The sequence below is a fragment of the Tsukamurella spumae genome (assembly GCF_012396015.1).
Taxonomy (GTDB): Bacteria; Actinomycetota; Actinomycetes; order Mycobacteriales; family Mycobacteriaceae; genus Tsukamurella; species Tsukamurella spumae.
The window spans coordinates 232,587-248,769 of the sequence record NZ_JAAXOQ010000002.1 but is presented as its reverse complement, the minus strand read 5'-3'; the positions used below and the strand labels follow the sequence as shown (position 1 = coordinate 248,769).

Annotated in this window: 20 protein-coding genes, 4 tRNA genes and 1 pseudogene; 3 read left to right on the top strand and 22 right to left on the bottom strand. The window is 69.4% G+C overall.

Features of this window, described 5'->3' with window-relative positions; all coding sequences use genetic code 11:
- Nucleotides 1–142: 142 nt before the first annotated feature.
- The 6 genes and pseudogenes from rplL to HF999_RS02740 form a co-directional block, all read right to left on the bottom strand.
- Entirely contained in the window at nucleotides 143–535 is a 393-nt protein-coding gene (rplL, locus tag HF999_RS02765) for a 50S ribosomal protein L7/L12 (RefSeq protein ID WP_168544396.1), read from the bottom strand.
- Between the two features lie 99 nt (nucleotides 536–634).
- Nucleotides 635–1,165: a 50S ribosomal protein L10 gene (rplJ, locus tag HF999_RS02760; protein ID WP_168544395.1), complete on the bottom strand. Its 531-nt coding sequence runs from the start codon at nucleotides 1,163–1,165 to the stop codon at nucleotides 635–637.
- 440 nt (nucleotides 1,166–1,605) lie between these two features.
- Nucleotides 1,606–2,091 (bottom strand): annotated as a pseudogene (locus HF999_RS02755) (TIGR04338 family metallohydrolase); the annotation flags it as partial.
- Nucleotides 2,087–2,989: a hypothetical protein gene (locus tag HF999_RS02750; RefSeq protein ID WP_168544394.1), complete on the bottom strand. Its 903-nt coding sequence runs from the start codon at nucleotides 2,987–2,989 to the stop codon at nucleotides 2,087–2,089. The pseudogene HF999_RS02755 and the gene HF999_RS02750, both read right to left, overlap by 5 nt.
- A 202-nt stretch (nucleotides 2,990–3,191) precedes the next feature.
- On the bottom strand, nucleotides 3,192–3,941 hold the full coding sequence (locus HF999_RS02745; RefSeq protein WP_168544393.1) for a hypothetical protein: 750 nt from the start codon (nucleotides 3,939–3,941) through the stop codon (nucleotides 3,192–3,194).
- The gene (locus HF999_RS02740; protein WP_168544392.1) at nucleotides 3,938–4,753 is read right to left on the bottom strand and encodes a DUF2786 domain-containing protein; all 816 of its coding nucleotides are present in this window, start codon (nucleotides 4,751–4,753) and stop codon (nucleotides 3,938–3,940) included. The genes HF999_RS02745 and HF999_RS02740 overlap by 4 nt, the downstream gene beginning before the upstream one ends.
- A gap of 151 nt (nucleotides 4,754–4,904) precedes the next feature.
- On the opposite strand from HF999_RS02740, the gene HF999_RS02735 reads away from it, so the two are divergent.
- Together HF999_RS02735 and HF999_RS02730 are read left to right on the top strand one after the other, a co-directional pair.
- On the top strand, nucleotides 4,905–5,336 hold the full coding sequence (locus HF999_RS02735) for a DUF4190 domain-containing protein (RefSeq protein WP_168544391.1): 432 nt from the start codon (nucleotides 4,905–4,907) through the stop codon (nucleotides 5,334–5,336).
- A gap of 3 nt (nucleotides 5,337–5,339) precedes the next feature.
- Nucleotides 5,340–5,789 (top strand): DUF4190 domain-containing protein, encoded by a 450-nt coding sequence (locus HF999_RS02730; protein WP_168544390.1) that lies wholly within the window; start codon nucleotides 5,340–5,342, stop codon nucleotides 5,787–5,789.
- A gap of 86 nt (nucleotides 5,790–5,875) precedes the next feature.
- Here the strand turns inward: HF999_RS02730 and rplA are convergent, their stop codons facing one another.
- From rplA to HF999_RS02675, 11 genes are all read right to left on the bottom strand, one after another.
- Nucleotides 5,876–6,589 (bottom strand): 50S ribosomal protein L1, encoded by a 714-nt coding sequence (gene rplA / locus HF999_RS02725; protein ID WP_168544389.1) that lies wholly within the window; start codon nucleotides 6,587–6,589, stop codon nucleotides 5,876–5,878.
- 111 nt (nucleotides 6,590–6,700) lie between these two features.
- Nucleotides 6,701–7,132, bottom strand: a complete 432-nt coding sequence (rplK, locus tag HF999_RS02720) for a 50S ribosomal protein L11 (protein WP_068523954.1) — start codon at nucleotides 7,130–7,132, stop codon at nucleotides 6,701–6,703.
- A 62-nt stretch (nucleotides 7,133–7,194) separates the two neighbouring features.
- Nucleotides 7,195–8,031, bottom strand: coding sequence for a transcription termination/antitermination protein NusG (gene nusG / locus HF999_RS02715; protein ID WP_168544388.1), 837 nt, complete (start codon nucleotides 8,029–8,031; stop codon nucleotides 7,195–7,197).
- A gap of 42 nt (nucleotides 8,032–8,073) precedes the next feature.
- Nucleotides 8,074–8,460, bottom strand: a complete 387-nt coding sequence (gene secE, locus HF999_RS22920) for a preprotein translocase subunit SecE (RefSeq protein WP_168544387.1) — start codon at nucleotides 8,458–8,460, stop codon at nucleotides 8,074–8,076.
- A 75-nt stretch (nucleotides 8,461–8,535) separates the two neighbouring features.
- Nucleotides 8,536–8,608, bottom strand: a tRNA-Trp gene (locus tag HF999_RS02705).
- A 174-nt stretch (nucleotides 8,609–8,782) separates the two neighbouring features.
- Nucleotides 8,783–9,208 (bottom strand): (3R)-hydroxyacyl-ACP dehydratase subunit HadB, encoded by a 426-nt coding sequence (gene hadB / locus HF999_RS02700; protein ID WP_168544386.1) that lies wholly within the window; start codon nucleotides 9,206–9,208, stop codon nucleotides 8,783–8,785.
- Nucleotides 9,195–9,761, bottom strand: coding sequence for a (3R)-hydroxyacyl-ACP dehydratase subunit HadA (hadA, locus tag HF999_RS02695; RefSeq protein WP_168544385.1), 567 nt, complete (start codon nucleotides 9,759–9,761; stop codon nucleotides 9,195–9,197). Before hadA ends, hadB begins: the two co-directional genes overlap by 14 nt.
- A 93-nt stretch (nucleotides 9,762–9,854) precedes the next feature.
- Nucleotides 9,855–10,022 (bottom strand): 50S ribosomal protein L33, encoded by a 168-nt coding sequence (gene rpmG / locus HF999_RS02690; RefSeq protein WP_013125415.1) that lies wholly within the window; start codon nucleotides 10,020–10,022, stop codon nucleotides 9,855–9,857.
- Nucleotides 10,023–10,056: 34 nt separating this feature from the next.
- Nucleotides 10,057–10,130, bottom strand: a tRNA-Met gene (locus HF999_RS02685).
- Between the two features lie 32 nt (nucleotides 10,131–10,162).
- Nucleotides 10,163–10,235: transfer RNA gene (locus HF999_RS02680), tRNA-Thr, on the bottom strand.
- A 139-nt stretch (nucleotides 10,236–10,374) separates the two neighbouring features.
- Nucleotides 10,375–10,456, bottom strand: a tRNA-Tyr gene (locus HF999_RS02675).
- 95 nt (nucleotides 10,457–10,551) lie between these two features.
- Here HF999_RS02675 and HF999_RS02670 point away from each other — a divergent pair.
- Entirely contained in the window at nucleotides 10,552–11,043 is a 492-nt protein-coding gene (locus HF999_RS02670) for a YajQ family cyclic di-GMP-binding protein (RefSeq protein ID WP_168544384.1), read from the top strand.
- Nucleotides 11,044–11,214: 171 nt separating this feature from the next.
- On the opposite strand, the gene HF999_RS02665 is transcribed toward HF999_RS02670, so the two are convergent.
- From HF999_RS02665 to HF999_RS02645, 5 genes are all read right to left on the bottom strand, one after another.
- A complete protein-coding gene (locus HF999_RS02665) occupies nucleotides 11,215–12,129 on the bottom strand; it encodes a type IV toxin-antitoxin system AbiEi family antitoxin domain-containing protein (RefSeq protein ID WP_168544383.1) in 915 nt (304 codons plus the stop codon).
- Nucleotides 12,130–12,435: 306 nt separating this feature from the next.
- The gene (locus tag HF999_RS02660; RefSeq protein ID WP_312853993.1) at nucleotides 12,436–13,296 is read right to left on the bottom strand and encodes a M48 family metalloprotease; all 861 of its coding nucleotides are present in this window, start codon (nucleotides 13,294–13,296) and stop codon (nucleotides 12,436–12,438) included.
- A gap of 9 nt (nucleotides 13,297–13,305) precedes the next feature.
- The gene (locus HF999_RS02655) at nucleotides 13,306–14,307 is read right to left on the bottom strand and encodes a polyprenyl synthetase family protein (protein WP_168544428.1); all 1,002 of its coding nucleotides are present in this window, start codon (nucleotides 14,305–14,307) and stop codon (nucleotides 13,306–13,308) included.
- On the bottom strand, nucleotides 14,304–14,993 hold the full coding sequence (locus HF999_RS02650) for a demethylmenaquinone methyltransferase (protein ID WP_168544382.1): 690 nt from the start codon (nucleotides 14,991–14,993) through the stop codon (nucleotides 14,304–14,306). The genes HF999_RS02655 and HF999_RS02650 overlap by 4 nt, the downstream gene beginning before the upstream one ends.
- Before the next feature lie 22 nt (nucleotides 14,994–15,015).
- Nucleotides 15,016–16,167: a glycosyltransferase family 4 protein gene (locus tag HF999_RS02645; protein ID WP_168544381.1), complete on the bottom strand. Its 1,152-nt coding sequence runs from the start codon at nucleotides 16,165–16,167 to the stop codon at nucleotides 15,016–15,018.
- Nucleotides 16,168–16,183 lie beyond the last annotated feature (16 nt).

Below are 16,183 nucleotides of genomic sequence, written 5' to 3'. Positions count from 1 at the left end.
CGCTGGGTGCACAGTACCCCAGTCACCGCTGGTCGCGGTACCGGACCTGTTCTAGTCGGGCGCAACGCGGGCCCGAGAACGACAACCGCCCCGTCGCACTGGGCGACGGGGCGGTGATCAGCACTGACGTGCGGCTCGGTTATTACTTGACCGAAACCGAAGCGCCGGCCTCCTCGAGCTTGGCCTTGGCGGCCTCGGCGGCCTCCTTGTCGACCTTCTCCAGGATCGCCTTCGGGGCGCTCTCGACGAGGTCCTTGGCCTCCTTCAGGCCGAGGCCCGAAACCAGCTCGCGGACGACCTTGATGACCTGGATCTTCTTGTCGCCGGCGGCGTCGATGATGACATCGAACTCGTCCTGGTCGGCGGCGGCGTCGGCGCCGCCGGCCGCGGGGGCAGCACCGGCAGCCGCGACGGCGACCGGAGCAGCAGCGGTGACCTCGAAGGTCTCCTCGAAGGCCTTCACGAACTCGCTGAGCTCGAGCAGGGTCAGCTCCTTGAAAGCATCAAGCAGCTCGTCGGTGGTGAGCTTCGCCATGGTGGCGTCCTTCCGTTGAAGTCTTGCTCGCTGATCCGCGAGGCAAGGTGGTGATGGTCCCGCGAGCGGTGCGCGCGGGGGTTCGCTGGATCAGCGGTCTTATGCGGCGGCCTCGTCGGCTGCCTTCTTCTCCTGCAGCGCAGCGGCCAGGCGGGCCACCTGCGAAGCGGGAGCGTTGAACAGGCCAGCGGCCTTCGCCAAGTTGCCCTTCATGGCACCGGCGAGCTTGGCCAGGAGCACCTCGCGCGACTCGAGATCGGCGATACGCTCGACCTCGGCCACGGACAGCGCCTTGCCGTCCATGTAGCCGCCCTTGATGACCAGGGCCTTGTTGTCCTTGGCGAACTTCTTGATCGCCTTGGCGGCCTCGACCGGCTCACCCTCGATGAAGGCGATCGCGGTCGGACCCTCGAACAGCTCGTCCAGGCCCTCGACGCCGGCATCCTTCGCGGCGATCTTGACCAGGGTGTTCTTGGCGACGGAGTAGGTGGCACCAGCTCCGAGTGCACGACGCAGCTCGGTGATGGAACCGACCGACAGCCCGCGGTACTCGGTGACCACGGTGGCCGTGGACTTCGAGAACTTCTCGGCGATCTCAGCGACTGCTGCGACCTTCTCGGCGTTTGCCATACTTCGCCTCCTCTCTACGTGTCGTACCGACGGCCGAGGATTCGGGCCCGAAACGACGAGAACCCCGGCGCAGGGCGCACGGGGTTCATGAAGAATCCTCGTCCTCCTGCGTGGGTCGCCGGCTCGGGGCCGGACCTTCGATCGGGCTGACGCCCGACGACCGACGGTCTTCGGTGGAACGATCCGGTTGACACCGGATTCCGAGATACCAGCGTACGCGAGTGCTGGTCCGTCACCAAATCGTGGTTCGACGGTGCGGTACGGCCCGGCCGGTCGTGGGTGATCGGCAGCGGGCGGTCAGCCGCGATCGGCAGCTTCGACGGGCGTTTCGGGTGCGGGAACGCAATCGCACCCGATTCGCCCAGCCGCACCCGGCATGCCGGGTGCCCTCGCGCGTTCCGGGTGCGGGAGGACATCCGCACCCGATTTGAAACACCACGTCACCCGACCGCGACGCCGGACTCCGAGTAGACGATGCGCAACGCCAGTCCTGCCTCCGGCCCCATGACCCGTGCCGCGAGCTCGACGAACGCCGCGGTGAACGACGGGCCGTGGGCGGCACCGTCGGCGCTGCCCGGACCGCCGCCGGACGCGGCGACGTGATGCGCGAGCTCGTGCAGGACCACGAGCTCCCGCAGGGCCCAGGCACCGTCGCGGCCGGCGGGAACGGCGACGACCGGCGTCCCGCCCCCGCTCTCGTAGTGCGCGCCCGCGCTGCCCGCACGGGCCCGGACCCGGACCGCGCCGGACCCGAGGACCCGGTCGGCGTAGCGCTGGACCGACTCCACGGAGGCGAACCGAGCCTCGGGCGGCAACGTCAGCGGCACGCCGAGCACGTCGACGGTGCGCCCCGCCCCGGCGTGGTCGAACAGGCCGCGGACCATCTCCTCCGCCCGGTACACCGCGGCGCGCTGTGCGTCCCTAGACGTCCTTGGCCACCTTCAGCGAATCGAGGATCGCCTTGCCCGTCGCCGCCATGTCGTCCCGCCCGATCGGGATGACGATCATCGCGTAGGTCTGCGGTGCGGAGGCGATCACCACGACGGTGACGTCGTCACCGGGGACGGTGACGTTGGGCGCCGTGACCAGGATCTTGCCGGTGACCTTCGCCGCGGACACCCCGTCGACCGTGATCGTCTCGGGCGCGTTCTGCTCGACCCGACGGGACGTGGCGCTGTTGTACCCGGCGCCGTCGGCGATGCACTGGACCATCCGCGCCGCAGCGTCCTTCGGGTCCAGCTTGGATCCGAAGTTGGTCTGCCCGACCTCCGCGCCGGCCTGCCACGACTGGCCGTCACCCGTGGACTTCTGCAGGCCCGCCGCGGCGATGCTCTGCGCGTACACGGTGTAGCTCTCCTTCTCCCAGCCCGGAGCGGCCGAGACGGGAAAGGACAGCGGACCGGAGGCGACCCGGTCGGTGATGTCGGAGGCCAGACCCGTGCCCGGCATGCCGCAGTTCGCCCCGGTGGCGCCGCCGCTGGTGGTGGCGGCCGCCTCGGTCGTCGGAGCCGCGGTGCGGTCGCCGTCCGAGCCGGACCTGACCACCATGACGACCGCGGCGATCGCGACCGCGATCACCAGGACGACGGCCACACCGATCGCGACGAACAGGCCCGTGCGCTTCGGCTTCTGCGGCGGCTGCCCCTGCGGCACCTGGCCCGGGTACTGGTACCCCTGCTGCGGGTATCCCTGCTGGTAGGACTGCTGCGCATACGGGTTCGGCTGCTGGCCGTAGCCGTACTGGTAACCGCCCTGCGCATACGGATCGGGCTGCGCGTACGGATCGGGCTGCTGCTGCCCGTACGGATCCTGCGGGTTGCTCATACGTCCCTCGCCACCTTGAGCTGCTCGAAGACCTGCTGGGCCACCGCCGCGGAGGCGGTCTCCCCGATCGGGGTGTCCGACTCGAAGTATGCCTGTCGCGCCGAGTCGATCACCACAACAGTAGCGAGGTCTCGCTCCGGACTCCGTCCGGACTTCCGGACGAGTACCCGTTCCGTGACCCTGCGACCAGGCGCGACGCCGTTCACACGTCCCTCGCGACCTTGAGGTGGTCGAAGATGTTCTGCACCACGGCCGCGAGCGCCGCGTCGCCGATCGGGCTGTCGGATTGGAAATAGGTCTGCGGGGCGGACGCGATCACCACGACCGTCAGCACATCACCGGCGATGTCCAGTCCCGCTCGGCTGACCAGGATCCGCCCCGTCACGCGTGCCGCGGGCACACCGTCGACGGTGATCGCCTCCGGCTCCGTGAGCGCCTCGAGCCGGGGCCGGTACGAGTCGTACCGACTGCTCGCGACGATGCACGGGATGATCCGGCGCGCGGCGTCCCGGACCGACACCTTGGGGGCGAAGGTGGTCTGGCCGATCTCTGCGTGCGTGTCCCACAGGTGACCGGGCACCTGCTGCCGCAACCCCGCGGTCTGCGCGCCCGGCGCGAACAGCTGGTACCGCTGCGGCGACCACCCCGGCGCCGCGGAGACCGGGAAGGACAGGGGCCCGGAGACCACCCGGTCCGTGACCGGCACCGTCGACCCCGGCCCCGGCACGCCGCACCCACCGCTCCCCGCGCGCGAGGTGGAGGGCGCCGCCACCGTCGTCGACGGGGACGGGCCGCGGCCCGGGGAGCGGACCAGGAGCACCGCGGCGACCACCGCGACCACGAGGACGAGCGCGACCGCTCCCCCGACGGCCCACCACAGCCCCGGCCCGCGCCGGGGCGGCGGGTGCGGCGGAGGGTGCGGCGGCGGATACGGCGAGGAGGGCGCGCTCACGGAGCGCCGCGTTCCAGGGCGCGCCCGCTCCCCAGCTCGGAGTGATCGCCGAGGCGGGCGGACCGGCCGGCCCGGTCTCCCGCGCGGCGCGCACCGTCGGAATAGCCGGCCGACGCGCTGGACCCGCGCCACCGGCCCCGGGCCGTCGACTCGCCGCGGTAGAACGACGCGAGCTCGACCTCCTTGTCGCGCAACGCGACAGCGGTCCCCGGCTCGCCCCGCTCCACGACCTGGGCCGTCTCCGCCGCCCGCGCCTCGGCGAGCCGCGCGCCGATGCGGGCCGCGAACGCGGACTGGAAGTTGATCCGCGCCGTGACGCCCGAGACCGGCTTCGTCTCGACCCACCGCCGCCGCGTGCGCCGGTCCTCGTACAGCTGCTGCACCGTCTCGGACTTGTGGGCCCCCGAGCGCAGGTAGGCGTCCGAGGCGCGGACCATCTGGATGACCAGCGACGCGTACAGCGCCTCACACGCGTCGACGTCCTCCGCGAAGCCGTAGGCGAAGACGAAGGTGGAGTTGGACGCGACATCGCACCGCACGTCATTGGACTGGGCGATCGCCACGAACAGCTCGACGAAGGTGCGCAGGCCGCGCCGGCCCGCCTCCCCGATCCGGACGGTGCGCTGCTCCGGCACGGCCCGGGCGCGCTCGGTGCCGCGCTGGTGCGCGCGGGCCACAGCCAGGTCGATCGACGCGGCGGTGGCGAGCCGCTGCGCGGCCTCGGTGAAGGTGGCCGCCTCGTGCTCGTTGTCCGTCCCCTCGGCCTGCCGCAGGAGCGCGCCGATCCGCGTCAACAGCCTGTCGTCGTCCATGGCGCGAGGATACCGACGTCGGGTGACAGGTTTTCGTGGTCGCCCATCGCCGGCGTCACCGCGTTCCAAGTGGACATCAAGAGATCCGCCAGCGGTCTTCGGCTACGCTTATCCGGACCTAAGTTTCGCATCACCAAGGGGAGAATTCACTATGTCGACGCCCAATGACCCGTACAACCAGCAGCCCGACCCGAACCAGTACCCCGGGCAGCAGCCGTACGGCCAGCAGCCGGACCCCAACCAGTACCCGGGCCAGCAGCAGCCCTTCGCCGGTCAGCCCTACCCGGGTCAGCCGTACCCGGGCCAGCCGGCCCCGGTCGGCCCGAACGGCGAGCGGCTCAACGACCCCGACAACACTCTCGGCATCGTCGGCCTCGTGCTCGTGTTCGTCTGCGGCGGCATCGTCGGCCTCATCGTCAGCTGGATCGCGCTGAACAAGTCCAAGCAGCGCGGCTACAAGAACACGCCGGCCCTGATCGGCGTGATCCTCGGCGCCATCGGCACCGTGCTCCTCGTGCTGTGGCTGATCCTCGGCGTGGCGCTGGCCGCCAGCAGCTCGTCGACCTCGTACCTCCTGGTCTGACGGATGGGCGATCCCGAGAACCCGCAGGACCCGTTCAACAAGGATCCGTACGGCGCGAACGATCCGAACGCGCAGTACAACGCGGGCCAGTACGACCCGTACGGGCAGGCACCGTCGTACCCGGGCCAGGGCTACCCGACGGCCCAGCCGTACCCGGGTGGCTACCCCGGCTACCCCGTGCCCAACGGCGAGATGCAGGACCCCGACAACGCCATGGGCATCGTCGGACTGGTGCTGAACTTCGTCTGCTGCGGCCCGATCGGCCTGATCGTGAGCTGGATCGCGCTGAACAAGTCGAAGGAGCGCGGCTACAAGAACACCGTCGCGCTGGTCGGCGCGATCCTGGGCGGCGTCACCAGCGCGATGCTGCTGGTCGTGGTCGTGATCTACGCGATCATCTTCATCGTGGCCATCAGCTCGAGCTCCAGCTCGTACGTGCTGTCCCTGCTCTGACCGCACCGTCCCCGGACGCGACGAAGCCCCCGACCTCCTCGCGGAGATCGGGGGCTTCGTGGATCAGGCCCTGATGAGGGGAAGGCTTACGCCTCCTCCTCCGCGAGGTTGCTCACTCGCGACGGGTCCACCTGGATGCCCGGTCCGGTGGTCGTCGAGACGGTGACCTTCTTCAGGTACCGGCCCTTGGCCGCCGACGGCTTCGCGCGCAGGATCTCGTCCAGCGCGGCGCCGTAGTTCTCCACCAGCTGCTTGGCGTCGAACGACGCCTTACCGATCACGAAGTGCAGGTTCGACGCCTTGTCGACGCGGAAGGTGATCTTGCCGCCCTTGATGTCGCCCACGGCCTTGGTCACGTCGGGGGTGACGGTGCCGGTCTTCGGGTTCGGCATGAGGCCACGGGGGCCCAGCACGCGAGCGATGCGACCGACCTTGGCCATCTGGTCCGGGGTGGCGATCGCGGCGTCGAACTCGAGCCAGCCGCCCTGGATCTTCTCGATCAGGTCCTCGGCGCCCACCTCGTCGGCACCGGCGGCCTTGGCCTCCTCGGCCTTGTCGCCGACGGCGAACACGATCACGCGCGCCGTCTTACCCGTGCCGTTCGGCAGGTTGACGGTGCCGCGCACCATCTGGTCGGCCTTGCGGGGGTCGACACCGAGGCGCATGGCGACCTCGACGGTGGCGTCCTGCTTGGTGGAGGAGGTCTCCTTGGCCAGCGTGACAGCCTCGAGCGGGCTGTACAGCTTGTCCTTGTCGACCTTCTCGGCAGCGGCCTTGTAGGCCTTGCTGTTCTTGCTCATGTGGAACTCTTTCTTATCTTGCCCAGCGTGCGGGCAGTGAGTGGTTCTGCGGGCCGAGCCGACCCTCCCACGGGAGGCGTAGGCCTCCCGGCGACAACTCGACGGTGCGAGTTACTCGACGGTGATGCCCATCGAGCGAGCAGTGCCGGCGATGATCTTCGCGGCCTGATCGATGTCGTTCGCGTTCAGGTCTTCCTTCTTGGTCTCGGCGATCTCGCGCACCTGATCCCAGGTCACCTTGGCGACCTTGGTCTTGTGCGGCTCGCCCGAGCCCTTCTGCACGCCTGCGGCCTTGAGCAGCAGCTTCGCAGCAGGAGGAGTCTTCAGCTTGAAGTCGAACGAACGGTCCTCGTAGACCGTGATCTCGACGGGGATGACGTTGCCACGCTGCGACTCGGTCGCGGCGTTGTACGCCTTGCAGAACTCCATGATGTTGACGCCGTGCTGACCAAGCGCGGGACCCACGGGCGGAGCAGGGTTGGCCTGCCCGGCCTGGATCTGCAGCTTGATGAGCCCGGCGACCTTCTTCTTCTTCGGGGGCATCCTCAGTATCCTTTTTCATCACCCCGCACCCGTGTACCGGCGCGGGAAGCATTGGTGTCTCGCTAGGAGATCTTCTCGACCTGGTTGAACGCGAGCTCGACGGGCGTCTCACGACCGAAGATCGAGACGAGCACCTTGACCTTGCGCTGCTCGGCGTTGATCTCGCTGATCGACGCCGGCAGGGTGGCGAACGGGCCGTCCATGACGGTGACCGACTCGCCGACCTCGAAGTCCACCTCGACCGCGGGGCCCTGCGACACGGCGCCACCGGACGCGGCCGCGGCACCGTCGGACCCGGCACCGGCCTTGTCCTTGGCGGGCTTGGTCCGGGCGCTCTCGGGGAGCAGGAACTTCACGACCTCGTTCATCGTGAGCGGCGAGGGCTTGCTGGTCAGGCCGACGAAGCCGGTGACGCCGGGGGTGTTGCGCACCGCGCCCCAGGACTCGTCGTTGAGGTCCATACGCACCAGGATGTAGCCCGGCAGCACCTTGCGGTTGACCCGCTTCTGCTGGCCGTTCTTGATCTCGGTGACCTCCTCGGTGGGGACCTCCACCTGGAAGATGTAGTCGCCGACGTCGAGGTTCTGGACGCGGGTCTCGAGGTTCGCCTTGACCTTGTTCTCGTAGCCCGCGTAGGTGTGGATCACGTACCAGTCGCCGGGGGCGGTGCGCAGCTGCGCCTTCAGCTCCTCGACGGGGTCGATCTCGGCCTCCTCCTCGACGAGCTCGGCGCCGTCACCGGCGGCCGCGTTCTCCTCGGGGGTGCCGAAAACGCTCTCCTCGGCCTCGATCATGGCCTCGTCCTCGGCCGACTCGACCTCGGTTGCCTCGGCGGCGTCGTCGACCAGCACGCCCTCAGGGGAGTCCTGCTCAGCCTCGTTGTGCTCCGGGGTGCTCACAGCGCCGAAGTTCCTTCCGTCTCGTCTTCTCGGGCGGTCCGGCTACTTGCCGAACGCCCACAACATCAGCTTCGCGAAGCCGAGGTCGAGGAGGCTGATCATCGCGGTGAGGATCACCACGAAGAGCAGCACGATGATCGTGTAGTTGATCATCTGGCTGCGGGTGGGCCAGATGACCTTGCGCAGCTCGGCGACGACCTGGCGGATGTACAGCCAGATGGCGGCGAACGGATTGCGCGACGGCTTCGCGGGCGCGGACTTCTTCGCAGTACCCGTCGTCGACTCACCGGACTCAGGTGCCTCGGCCAGCGCAGTACTGCCACGCCGGCCGCTGGAGCGCTTACCGGAGGGGCGGGCCTGCTGGGCGTCTTCGGCGGCGCTGTCCCCGGCGGTCTCGCCGGTGGTCGCGTCGTCCTTCTCGTCGCTCACGCACTTCCCTCCGCTGTTCCTCCGGCGACCCGCGGGCCGACCGATGTCAGAGCCGGGCGCCGGGGCCCGCCTGTGCAGGGGCGACAGGACTCGAACCTGCGACCTGCGGTTTTGGAGACCGCTGCTCTACCAACTGAGCTACACCCCTTTGCGGGACCTCGAGGCCCCGCACCCGCGCCGTTCGATGGGCGCGCTTTCGCACGCCCGCCGTGTGGTGCGGACAGTTCAGTGTACGGCACATCGGTGCCGCACCTCAAAACGCCCCGTCAGGCAGCCCGACGGTACGCCCTCGTCCCGCCCGGCGGGACCGCGCACCGTCGTCCTAGCCGAACTGGACGGTGGCGACCGGCTTGCCGAAGATCTTGCGGTCGCCCTGCTTGACGGTGAGGAAGACGACGCCGGTCTTGGTCTCCTCGTCGAGCGACTTGATCTTGCCCGAGTACAGCAGCTCCGCCTTCTGGTCGGCGGGGACGTACACCGGCGCGGTGAAGCGGACGCTGTACTCCTTGAGCGCGCCCGGATCGCCCAGCCACTCGGTGATGTAGTTCGAGCCCAGGCTCATGGTGAGCATGCCCTGCGCGACGACGTCCTCCATGCCGGCCAGCTTCACGATGTGATCCGACCAGTGGATGGGGTTCGGGTCGCCGGTGACGCCGGCGTAGTTGACGAGGTCGCCGCGGGTCAGCTCGAAGATCCGCTCGGGGAGTTCCTCGCCCACCGACACGTCCGCGAAGTTACGAAGCGCCATACATCATCACCTTTTCCATTGCACTGATGAATCCCGCGTCCTCGCCCTCGCCCGACCGGCCGGCCAGCGTGGTCCAGGACGTGACGAGCGGGGTACCGTCCTGATCGGAGATCTCGTTGCGCGTCACGATCAGGTCCACCCCCGCCACCTGCTTGAAGGCGTCGAAGTGGACGTGGGTGGTAAGCGTCATGCCCGCGAGGATCGGGGCGTGGAACTCGACCTTCTGCTCCGACTGCACGACGGGGCGGCGGCCGTAGCCGACGATCGCGTTCTCGAACAGCGGCCGATGCGCGATGATCCCGATCAGCGAGAACATGATGGGCGGCGCGACGAGGTCGGCGTACCCGGCGGCCTGGGCCGCCTCGACCTCGTGGTGCACGGGGTCGGTCAGCTGGCTCGCTTGCGCGAACTCGCGGACCTTCTCGCGGCTGACGAAGTACTTCTCGGAGAACTCGTAGTTGTAGCCGACTGCGGCGCGGGTGCGCTCCGCGACCTCGTCGGGGCTGAGCTGCTCGGTGACCGGACCACCCGGTACATCGATGTCTTTGCTCACGTGGGGAACCTACCTAACGTGAATGGGCTGAAAGCAGTATGCCAAAGGGGAGGGCATCCTTGGCGGATGCCCTCCCCTTCGTCGACGTTTCGCTTAGCGCGACTCGCGATGCGCCTGATGTGAGCCGCAGTTCGGGCAGAACTTCTTCAGCTCAAGGCGATCGGGGTCGTTACGCCGGTTCTTCTTGGTGATGTAGTTACGGTGCTTGCACACCTCGCACGCCAAGGTGATCTTGGGGCGAACATCTGTCGATGAAGCCACGACGTTCCCTCTTTCGCAAATCTCTTGTCAGTTGTAGCGGTGGGGGGGCTCGATCCCCCGACCTCACGATTATGAGTCGTGCGCTCTAACCAGCTGAGCTACACCGCCCTGAGCTATCAGCACATTGCACTGGTCTAGCGAGCCCCCTGACGGAATCGAACCGTCGACCTTTTCCTTACCATGGAAACGCTCTACCGACTGAGCTAAGGGGGCATGGTCCTCAAGGTACCGTCTCCGGCACTCCAAGAGCCTCAACGAGATTACACACCGCGGCCGAGAACAACCAAATCCGCAGGTCAGTCCGTTTTCGCAGCGACCCCCGGCGATGGAGATCGCCGGGGGTCGATGCGGGTGGCACGTGTAGGATTCGAACCTACGTAGGCTAAGCCGACGGATTTACAGTCCGCTCCCATTGGCCGCTCGGGCAACGTGCCGTTCACTGCCCGTGAAGGCAGCGGAGAGTAGACTACAACGCCCCCACCGGGGCCACGCAAACCCGCAGGTCAACCTCATAGGAGTGCAACAGAAGATGGCCGATTCGTCGTTCGACGTCGTGAGCAAGATCGACCGCCAGGAGGTCGCCAACGCCCTCAATCAGGCGGCGAAGGAGCTCAGCCAGCGGTACGACTTCCGCGGCACCAACACCACGGTCGAGTTCTCCGGCGAGGACAAGGTGGTCCTCACCTCCGACGCCGAGGAGCGCGTCAAGGCCGGCCTCGAGGTGTTCCAGGAGAAGCTGATCAAGCGCGGGTTGTCGCTGAAGGCCTTCGACGCCGGCGACCCCGTCGCCTCCGGCAAGACCTACAAGATCACGGGCACCCTGGTCGAGGGCATCACCAGCGAGAACGCCAAGAAGATCAGCAAGCTCATCCGCGACGAGGGCCCCAAGTCCGTCAAGGCCCAGATCCAGGGTGACGAGCTCCGCGTGACCAGCAAGTCCCGCGACGACCTCCAGTCCGTCCAGTCGCTGCTCAAAGGCGCGGACCTGGACATCGCGGTGCAGTTCGTCAACTACCGCTGAGATCTTGCTGCCCGACGGTGGGCGGTTCGCCGGGACGCGTGGGGCAGCTCCGCCCCCTGCGCCGCGCCGCCAGGAGCACCAGGCGTTCCGTCCCCCACCGAACGCCCGGCGTTTCACGAGGGACGCGTTGTCCCCCACGCCACGCCGCCGACCCCCACGCCGCGATGGCGACTACGCGGCCAGCAGACCGTGACGGACCAAAGTCGGAGTGAGTTTGCGGCGTAAGCGCGCGTCGTCGACCAGATCCTTCCAGCCCCACCGCACGATCTCGAAGCCGTGCGCGGCGAACACCGCGTGCCGCTGCTTCTCCGCGGCGAGCGCAGCGGAGCGCTCGGAGTCGGTCGTGCCGTACTTGCCCTCACCGTCGAATTCACCGATCAGCGTTCCCCACCGGAAGTCGGCGAAGAGCAGGTGTCCATCGAGGTGGAACTCCGCCTGGAGCTGTGGAGTCGGCACACCCCACGCCAGCATCAACATCCGCGACCAGGACTCCCCCGCGGATTCACTGCAGTCCACTGACAGGTGCAAGGCGCGCCTGGCCACGGCTGATCCCCGCCGTCGACCGAGCCTGTCCAGAGTGCACTGCAGGCTCTCCAGTGGAACCGGCGCCGGAGTCGACGCGGTCGGGAATCGGGGGATGAAGCGCACCGCGTCGATCGCCGCGACGGCCCGCACGAGGTCGCCGGACATCGCCACGTCGATGGGAGTACGCACTCGCGAGGTGACACGCACCCCGTCGACCTCCACGACCTCGTCGTCCTCCAGCGGCCGGGGATGAACGTGGATCCCCGGGCGCCGTCCTCCACCATGCTCCCGATCGACGGTGAAGTGCACCGACTGCCGGTCCGGCTGCAGAAACGGAATGTCGTGCAGCACCGCGGCACTTTCGTGGCTCACCACGCCACCGCACGACATCGACGCCGCGAGGATCTTCATTCGGTAGAGCGTCCGCGCGTCGTAGCCGCCGGCGTGCGCGTAGACCCCCATGGCCAATCGGATCAGCTCGCCGCTGGCCACAGCCCTGCTGATGTCGCCGCTCGTCCACCCCGTCGCGAGCAGATACTCCCGAGTCAGAATCTCCCCCATGCGTCGAGTGAACCGCACCGCGACACCGCGAATCGCCGCCCAGCCGCGTTCATCCCCAGGCTACTGACGGGTATCCACAACAAATTCGGCGCTGATCGTTCCCCCTACGACGGGACCAGGCACCAGCCCACCGTCGTCCCCCGCGCCGGGCCACGAGGACTACCAGGCGTTCCGTCCCCCACCGAACGCCCGGCGTTTCACGAGGGACGCGTTGTCCCCCACGCCACGCCGCCGACCCCCACGCCGCGCCCCAACCCCGCGCCAACCGCCGCGCACCTGCCGCACCGGCGGCACCGTCGAGCCGGGCTACGCGGTCAGCGCCTCCAGGCGCTTCACCCGTCGCTCGACCGGCGGCTGGGTGCGGAAGACGCGACCGAGACGATCGCTGTCGAGGAACGGGTACACGAGCATCGTGTCGGCGTGCACGGCGATGTCGGGTTCGGGCGGCAGCGGGGCGCGCGCGACCCCGTCGGACACAGTGCGCAGGGCGCGGATCAGGGCGGACGGCTCGCCGGTGAGCAGTGCCGCCGCGTGGTCGGCGCGGTAGTCGACGGTCCGCGAGACCCCGAGCCGGATCAGCGCGCCGGCGATCGGGGCGAGCACCGACAGCATGGCGTCGACGACCCGGCTGCGCCGCGATCCGCCGTCGCCGAATCCCAACAGGTACCCGAACCCGGCGAACCCGCAGATCACGGCGCCGAGCGCACCGGCGACCGAGGCCGTGAGGGTGTCCCGCGCGCCGATCCGCGCGAGCTGGTGCGCGAGCACCGCGCGCAGCTCGTCCTCCGGCAGCAGCTCCAGCAGCCCGACGGTGACGCACACCGCCGAGTGCGACGGCCCGTGGCCGGCGGCGAGCACGTTGGGTGCCGCGGTCGGTGAGACGTACACCGCGGGCATCGGCAGCCGCGCGGAGGTCGACAGCTCGCGGACCAGCCGGAACAGCGCGGGTTGTTGCAGCTCGGACACGCGCCGGGCGTGCATCGCGCGCAGGGGCAACGACGGTCCGCTGACGTACAGATAGGCGCAGACACCGGCGGCGAAGACGATCGACAGCAGGAAGACCGTCTCCCCGAAGATCGCACCGGTCGCCATGACGAAGCCCGCGACCAGCGCCAGCAGCAGCGCGGTGCGGATCAGATTCCCGGTCCGGCTCCGGGCGCCCAGCACGCGCAGACCTCAGCCCAGGCGGGCGACCGTGAAGGTGACGAGGGATTCGAGCGAGGCGCGCGGCTCGGACTCGGGCAGCGCGGCGAGCTCGGCGCGGGCCTCGTCGGCGTACCTCCCGAGGACGGCCTGGGCCTCCCGCATGCCGGCGGAACGGCCGAGGAGCTCGATGGCCTCGTCCACGAGTGCATCGTCGGTGACGGGGCCGACGAGGATCTCCCGGAGCCGGTCGGCCTCCGGCCCGGAGTCGCGCAGGGCGTAGTGCACCGGCAGGGTGAACACGCCCTCGCGGAGGTCCGTGCCGGGCGTCTTGCCGGACTCCGTGGCGATCGAGCTGATGTCGATGATGTCGTCGCTGATCTGGAAGGCCATGCCGATCGCGGCACCGATGCGGTACATCCGCTGCGCCGTCGCCTCATCCGCGCCGCCGTGCAGCGCGCCGAGCAGTCCGCAGGTGGCGATGAGGCTGCCGGTCTTGCCCCAGATCGTGTCGAGGTAGTGCTGCACCGGATCCCCGGAACCGGGGCCCTTCAACTCCAGCATCTGGCCCGTGACCAGCTCCCCGAAGCACTTCGCGATCACTCCGACGGCGCGGGGGCCGAGCTCCGCGCCGTACGCCGAGGCGCGCGCGAAGAGGTAGTCCCCGGCGAGGATCGCGATCGAGTTGCCCCACCGCGCGTTGGCCGACGGTGCGCCGCGGCGCGTGTCCGCCTCGTCCATCACGTCGTCGTGGTACAGCGTCGCGAGGTGGGTGAGCTCCATCGCCGCGGCGGCGGTGATGACCTGGTCCGACGGTGCGCCGCCGATGCGGCCGGAGAGGACCGTGAACATGGGCCGGAACCGCTTGCCGCCGGCCTGGAACAGGTGCAGGGCCTCCTCGATTACGCACCCGTCGGCCTCGGCGATGCCGTCCGCGATGACCTGCTCCACGCGGGCCAGATCCGCGCGGATCCCGGCCGCGAACTCGTCGGACCCCAGTGAGACCCCGGCTACCGTCTTCTCCACGTCGTTCAGCCTAGCGGGCGGGTCGCGGTGTGCAGTGCGACGATGCCGCCGGTCAGGTTCGTCCAGCGCACGCCGCCCCACCCGGCCTCGCGGACCAGGTCGGCGAGGTCCGCCTGCGCGGGCCAGTTCCGGATCGACTCGGCGAGATAGGTGTAGGCCTCCGGATTCGACGATCCCTTCGCCACCACCTGGATCGCCTCCAGCGCGACCTTCTCGTACAGCGCGCGGAAGGCGCCGTTGGTCGGCGTCGAGAACTCGCACACCACGAGTCGGCCGCCGGGCCGCACCACGCGGGCCATCTCGCGCAGGCCGGCGACGGTGTCCTGCACGTTGCGCAGCCCGAAGGAGATGGTCGCCGCGTCGAAGGAGTCGTCTGCCAGCGGCAGCGCCATGGCATCGCCCGCGACCATCGGCACGCGCCGGAAGGCGCCCGCCTGCAGCATCCCCGTCGAGAAGTCGCAGGCCGCGACCCACGCGCCGGACCGGGCGAGGTCCACCGTCGAGACGCCCGTCCCGGCGGCGAGATCGAGGACGCGGTCCCCCGGCTTGAGGTCGAGCGCGCGCCGGGTCCGGGCGCGCCAGTACCGGTCCAGCCCGCCCGTCATGAGCGTGTTTGTCCGGTCGTAGCGGCGCGCGACACCGTCGAACATCGACGCGACGTCGCCGGGTTTCTTGTCCAGGGAGGCCCTTGCCATGACCCGAAAGCTACACGAGAGCTCAGACAGCGCGGCTCACCGAGAATGCGGGAGGTCCGGCGATCACGCTCTCGTAGTGCGCGAACAGCTGGTCGCACAGGGCGGGCCAGGTGCGGGCGAGCACGGACTTGCGGGCGGCGTCGCCGAACCGGGCGCGCAGCGCGGGGTCGGCGAGGGTGTCGATCACGCCGGGCAGCAGGTCGGCGAACTCGGCGACGGGCAGGAGGTAGCCGGCCCGGCAGTGCTGTACCAGGTCGCGCGGGCCGCCCTGGTCCGGCGCGATCGACGGTACGCCCGACGCGAGCGCCTCCTGCACGGCCTGGCAGAAGGTCTCGTGCTCGCCCGGATGCACGAAGATGTCGAGGGAGGCGTAGGCGGCGCCCAGCTCCGCACCCCCGAGTTGCCCGGTGAACACCGCGCCCGGCAGCAGCGCCTCCAGGCGCGGCCGCTCCGGTCCGTCGCCGACGATGACCAGCTGGACGTCGTCGCGGTGCGCGAGCCCGGCGAGCCGCTCGACGTGCTTCTCCGCCGCGAGGCGCCCGACGAACCCGACGACCATCCGGTCCGGCCGCTCCCCCAACCAGGAGGAACGCAGGGCGGCGGAGCGGTGCGACGGGGCGAACCGCTCGCCGTCGACGCCGCGCGCCCAGGTCTTCACGCGCGGAATCCGGTGGTCCTGCAGGTCGCGGACCGACGCGCTCGACGGTGCCAGCGTCAGCTCGCACTGCTTGTGCATCTGGCGCGTCCACCACCACGCCACCCGCTCGAGCGGGCCGAGACCGTACGAGCCCGCGAAGCCCGCGACATCGGTCTGGAAGATCGCGACCGTGGGAATCCCGAGCCGCTTCGCCGCCGCGAGCCCACCCGCGCCCAGGAAGTACGGCGACGCGAGGTGCACCACGTCGGGTTCGAACTCGCGGAGCACGTCGAGGATCCGCATGGTCGGCTGCCCGATCGGCAACGAGGAGATCCGCGGCAGCATCCGCGCGGGCACCCGGTAGACGGGGAACCCGAGGTGCTCCAGCGGGGCGGGCTCCTCGCCCGGCACCGAATCGGGCGCGATCACGATCGCGTCCGCACCCGTGCGACGGCAGTGCTCGAGGACCCGGAGCACCGAGTTGGTCACCCCGTTGACGTTCGGCAGGAAGGACTCGGCCACGATCGCGATACGCACGTGGCGAGTGTGTCGT

Coding starts and splice junctions, on each gene's coding strand:
- HF999_RS02740 (WP_168544392.1), bottom strand. CDS start 4,753: ATGGACGACGACAGGCTGTTGACGCGGATCGGCGCGCTCCTGCGGCAG.
- HF999_RS02735 (WP_168544391.1), top strand. CDS start 4,905: ATGTCGACGCCCAATGACCCGTACAACCAGCAGCCCGACCCGAACCAG.
- hadB (WP_168544386.1), bottom strand. CDS start 9,208: ATGGCGCTTCGTAACTTCGCGGACGTGTCGGTGGGCGAGGAACTCCCC.
- HF999_RS02670 (WP_168544384.1), top strand. CDS start 10,552: ATGGCCGATTCGTCGTTCGACGTCGTGAGCAAGATCGACCGCCAGGAG.
- rplL (WP_168544396.1), bottom strand. CDS start 535: ATGGCGAAGCTCACCACCGACGAGCTGCTTGATGCTTTCAAGGAGCTG.
- HF999_RS02750 (WP_168544394.1), bottom strand. CDS start 2,989: ATGAGCAACCCGCAGGATCCGTACGGGCAGCAGCAGCCCGATCCGTAC.
- HF999_RS02730 (WP_168544390.1), top strand. CDS start 5,340: ATGGGCGATCCCGAGAACCCGCAGGACCCGTTCAACAAGGATCCGTAC.
- HF999_RS02650 (WP_168544382.1), bottom strand. CDS start 14,993: ATGGCAAGGGCCTCCCTGGACAAGAAACCCGGCGACGTCGCGTCGATG.
- HF999_RS02665 (WP_168544383.1), bottom strand. CDS start 12,129: ATGGGGGAGATTCTGACTCGGGAGTATCTGCTCGCGACGGGGTGGACG.
- rplK (WP_068523954.1), bottom strand. CDS start 7,132: ATGCCCCCGAAGAAGAAGAAGGTCGCCGGGCTCATCAAGCTGCAGATC.
- rplA (WP_168544389.1), bottom strand. CDS start 6,589: ATGAGCAAGAACAGCAAGGCCTACAAGGCCGCTGCCGAGAAGGTCGAC.
- rplJ (WP_168544395.1), bottom strand. CDS start 1,165: ATGGCAAACGCCGAGAAGGTCGCAGCAGTCGCTGAGATCGCCGAGAAG.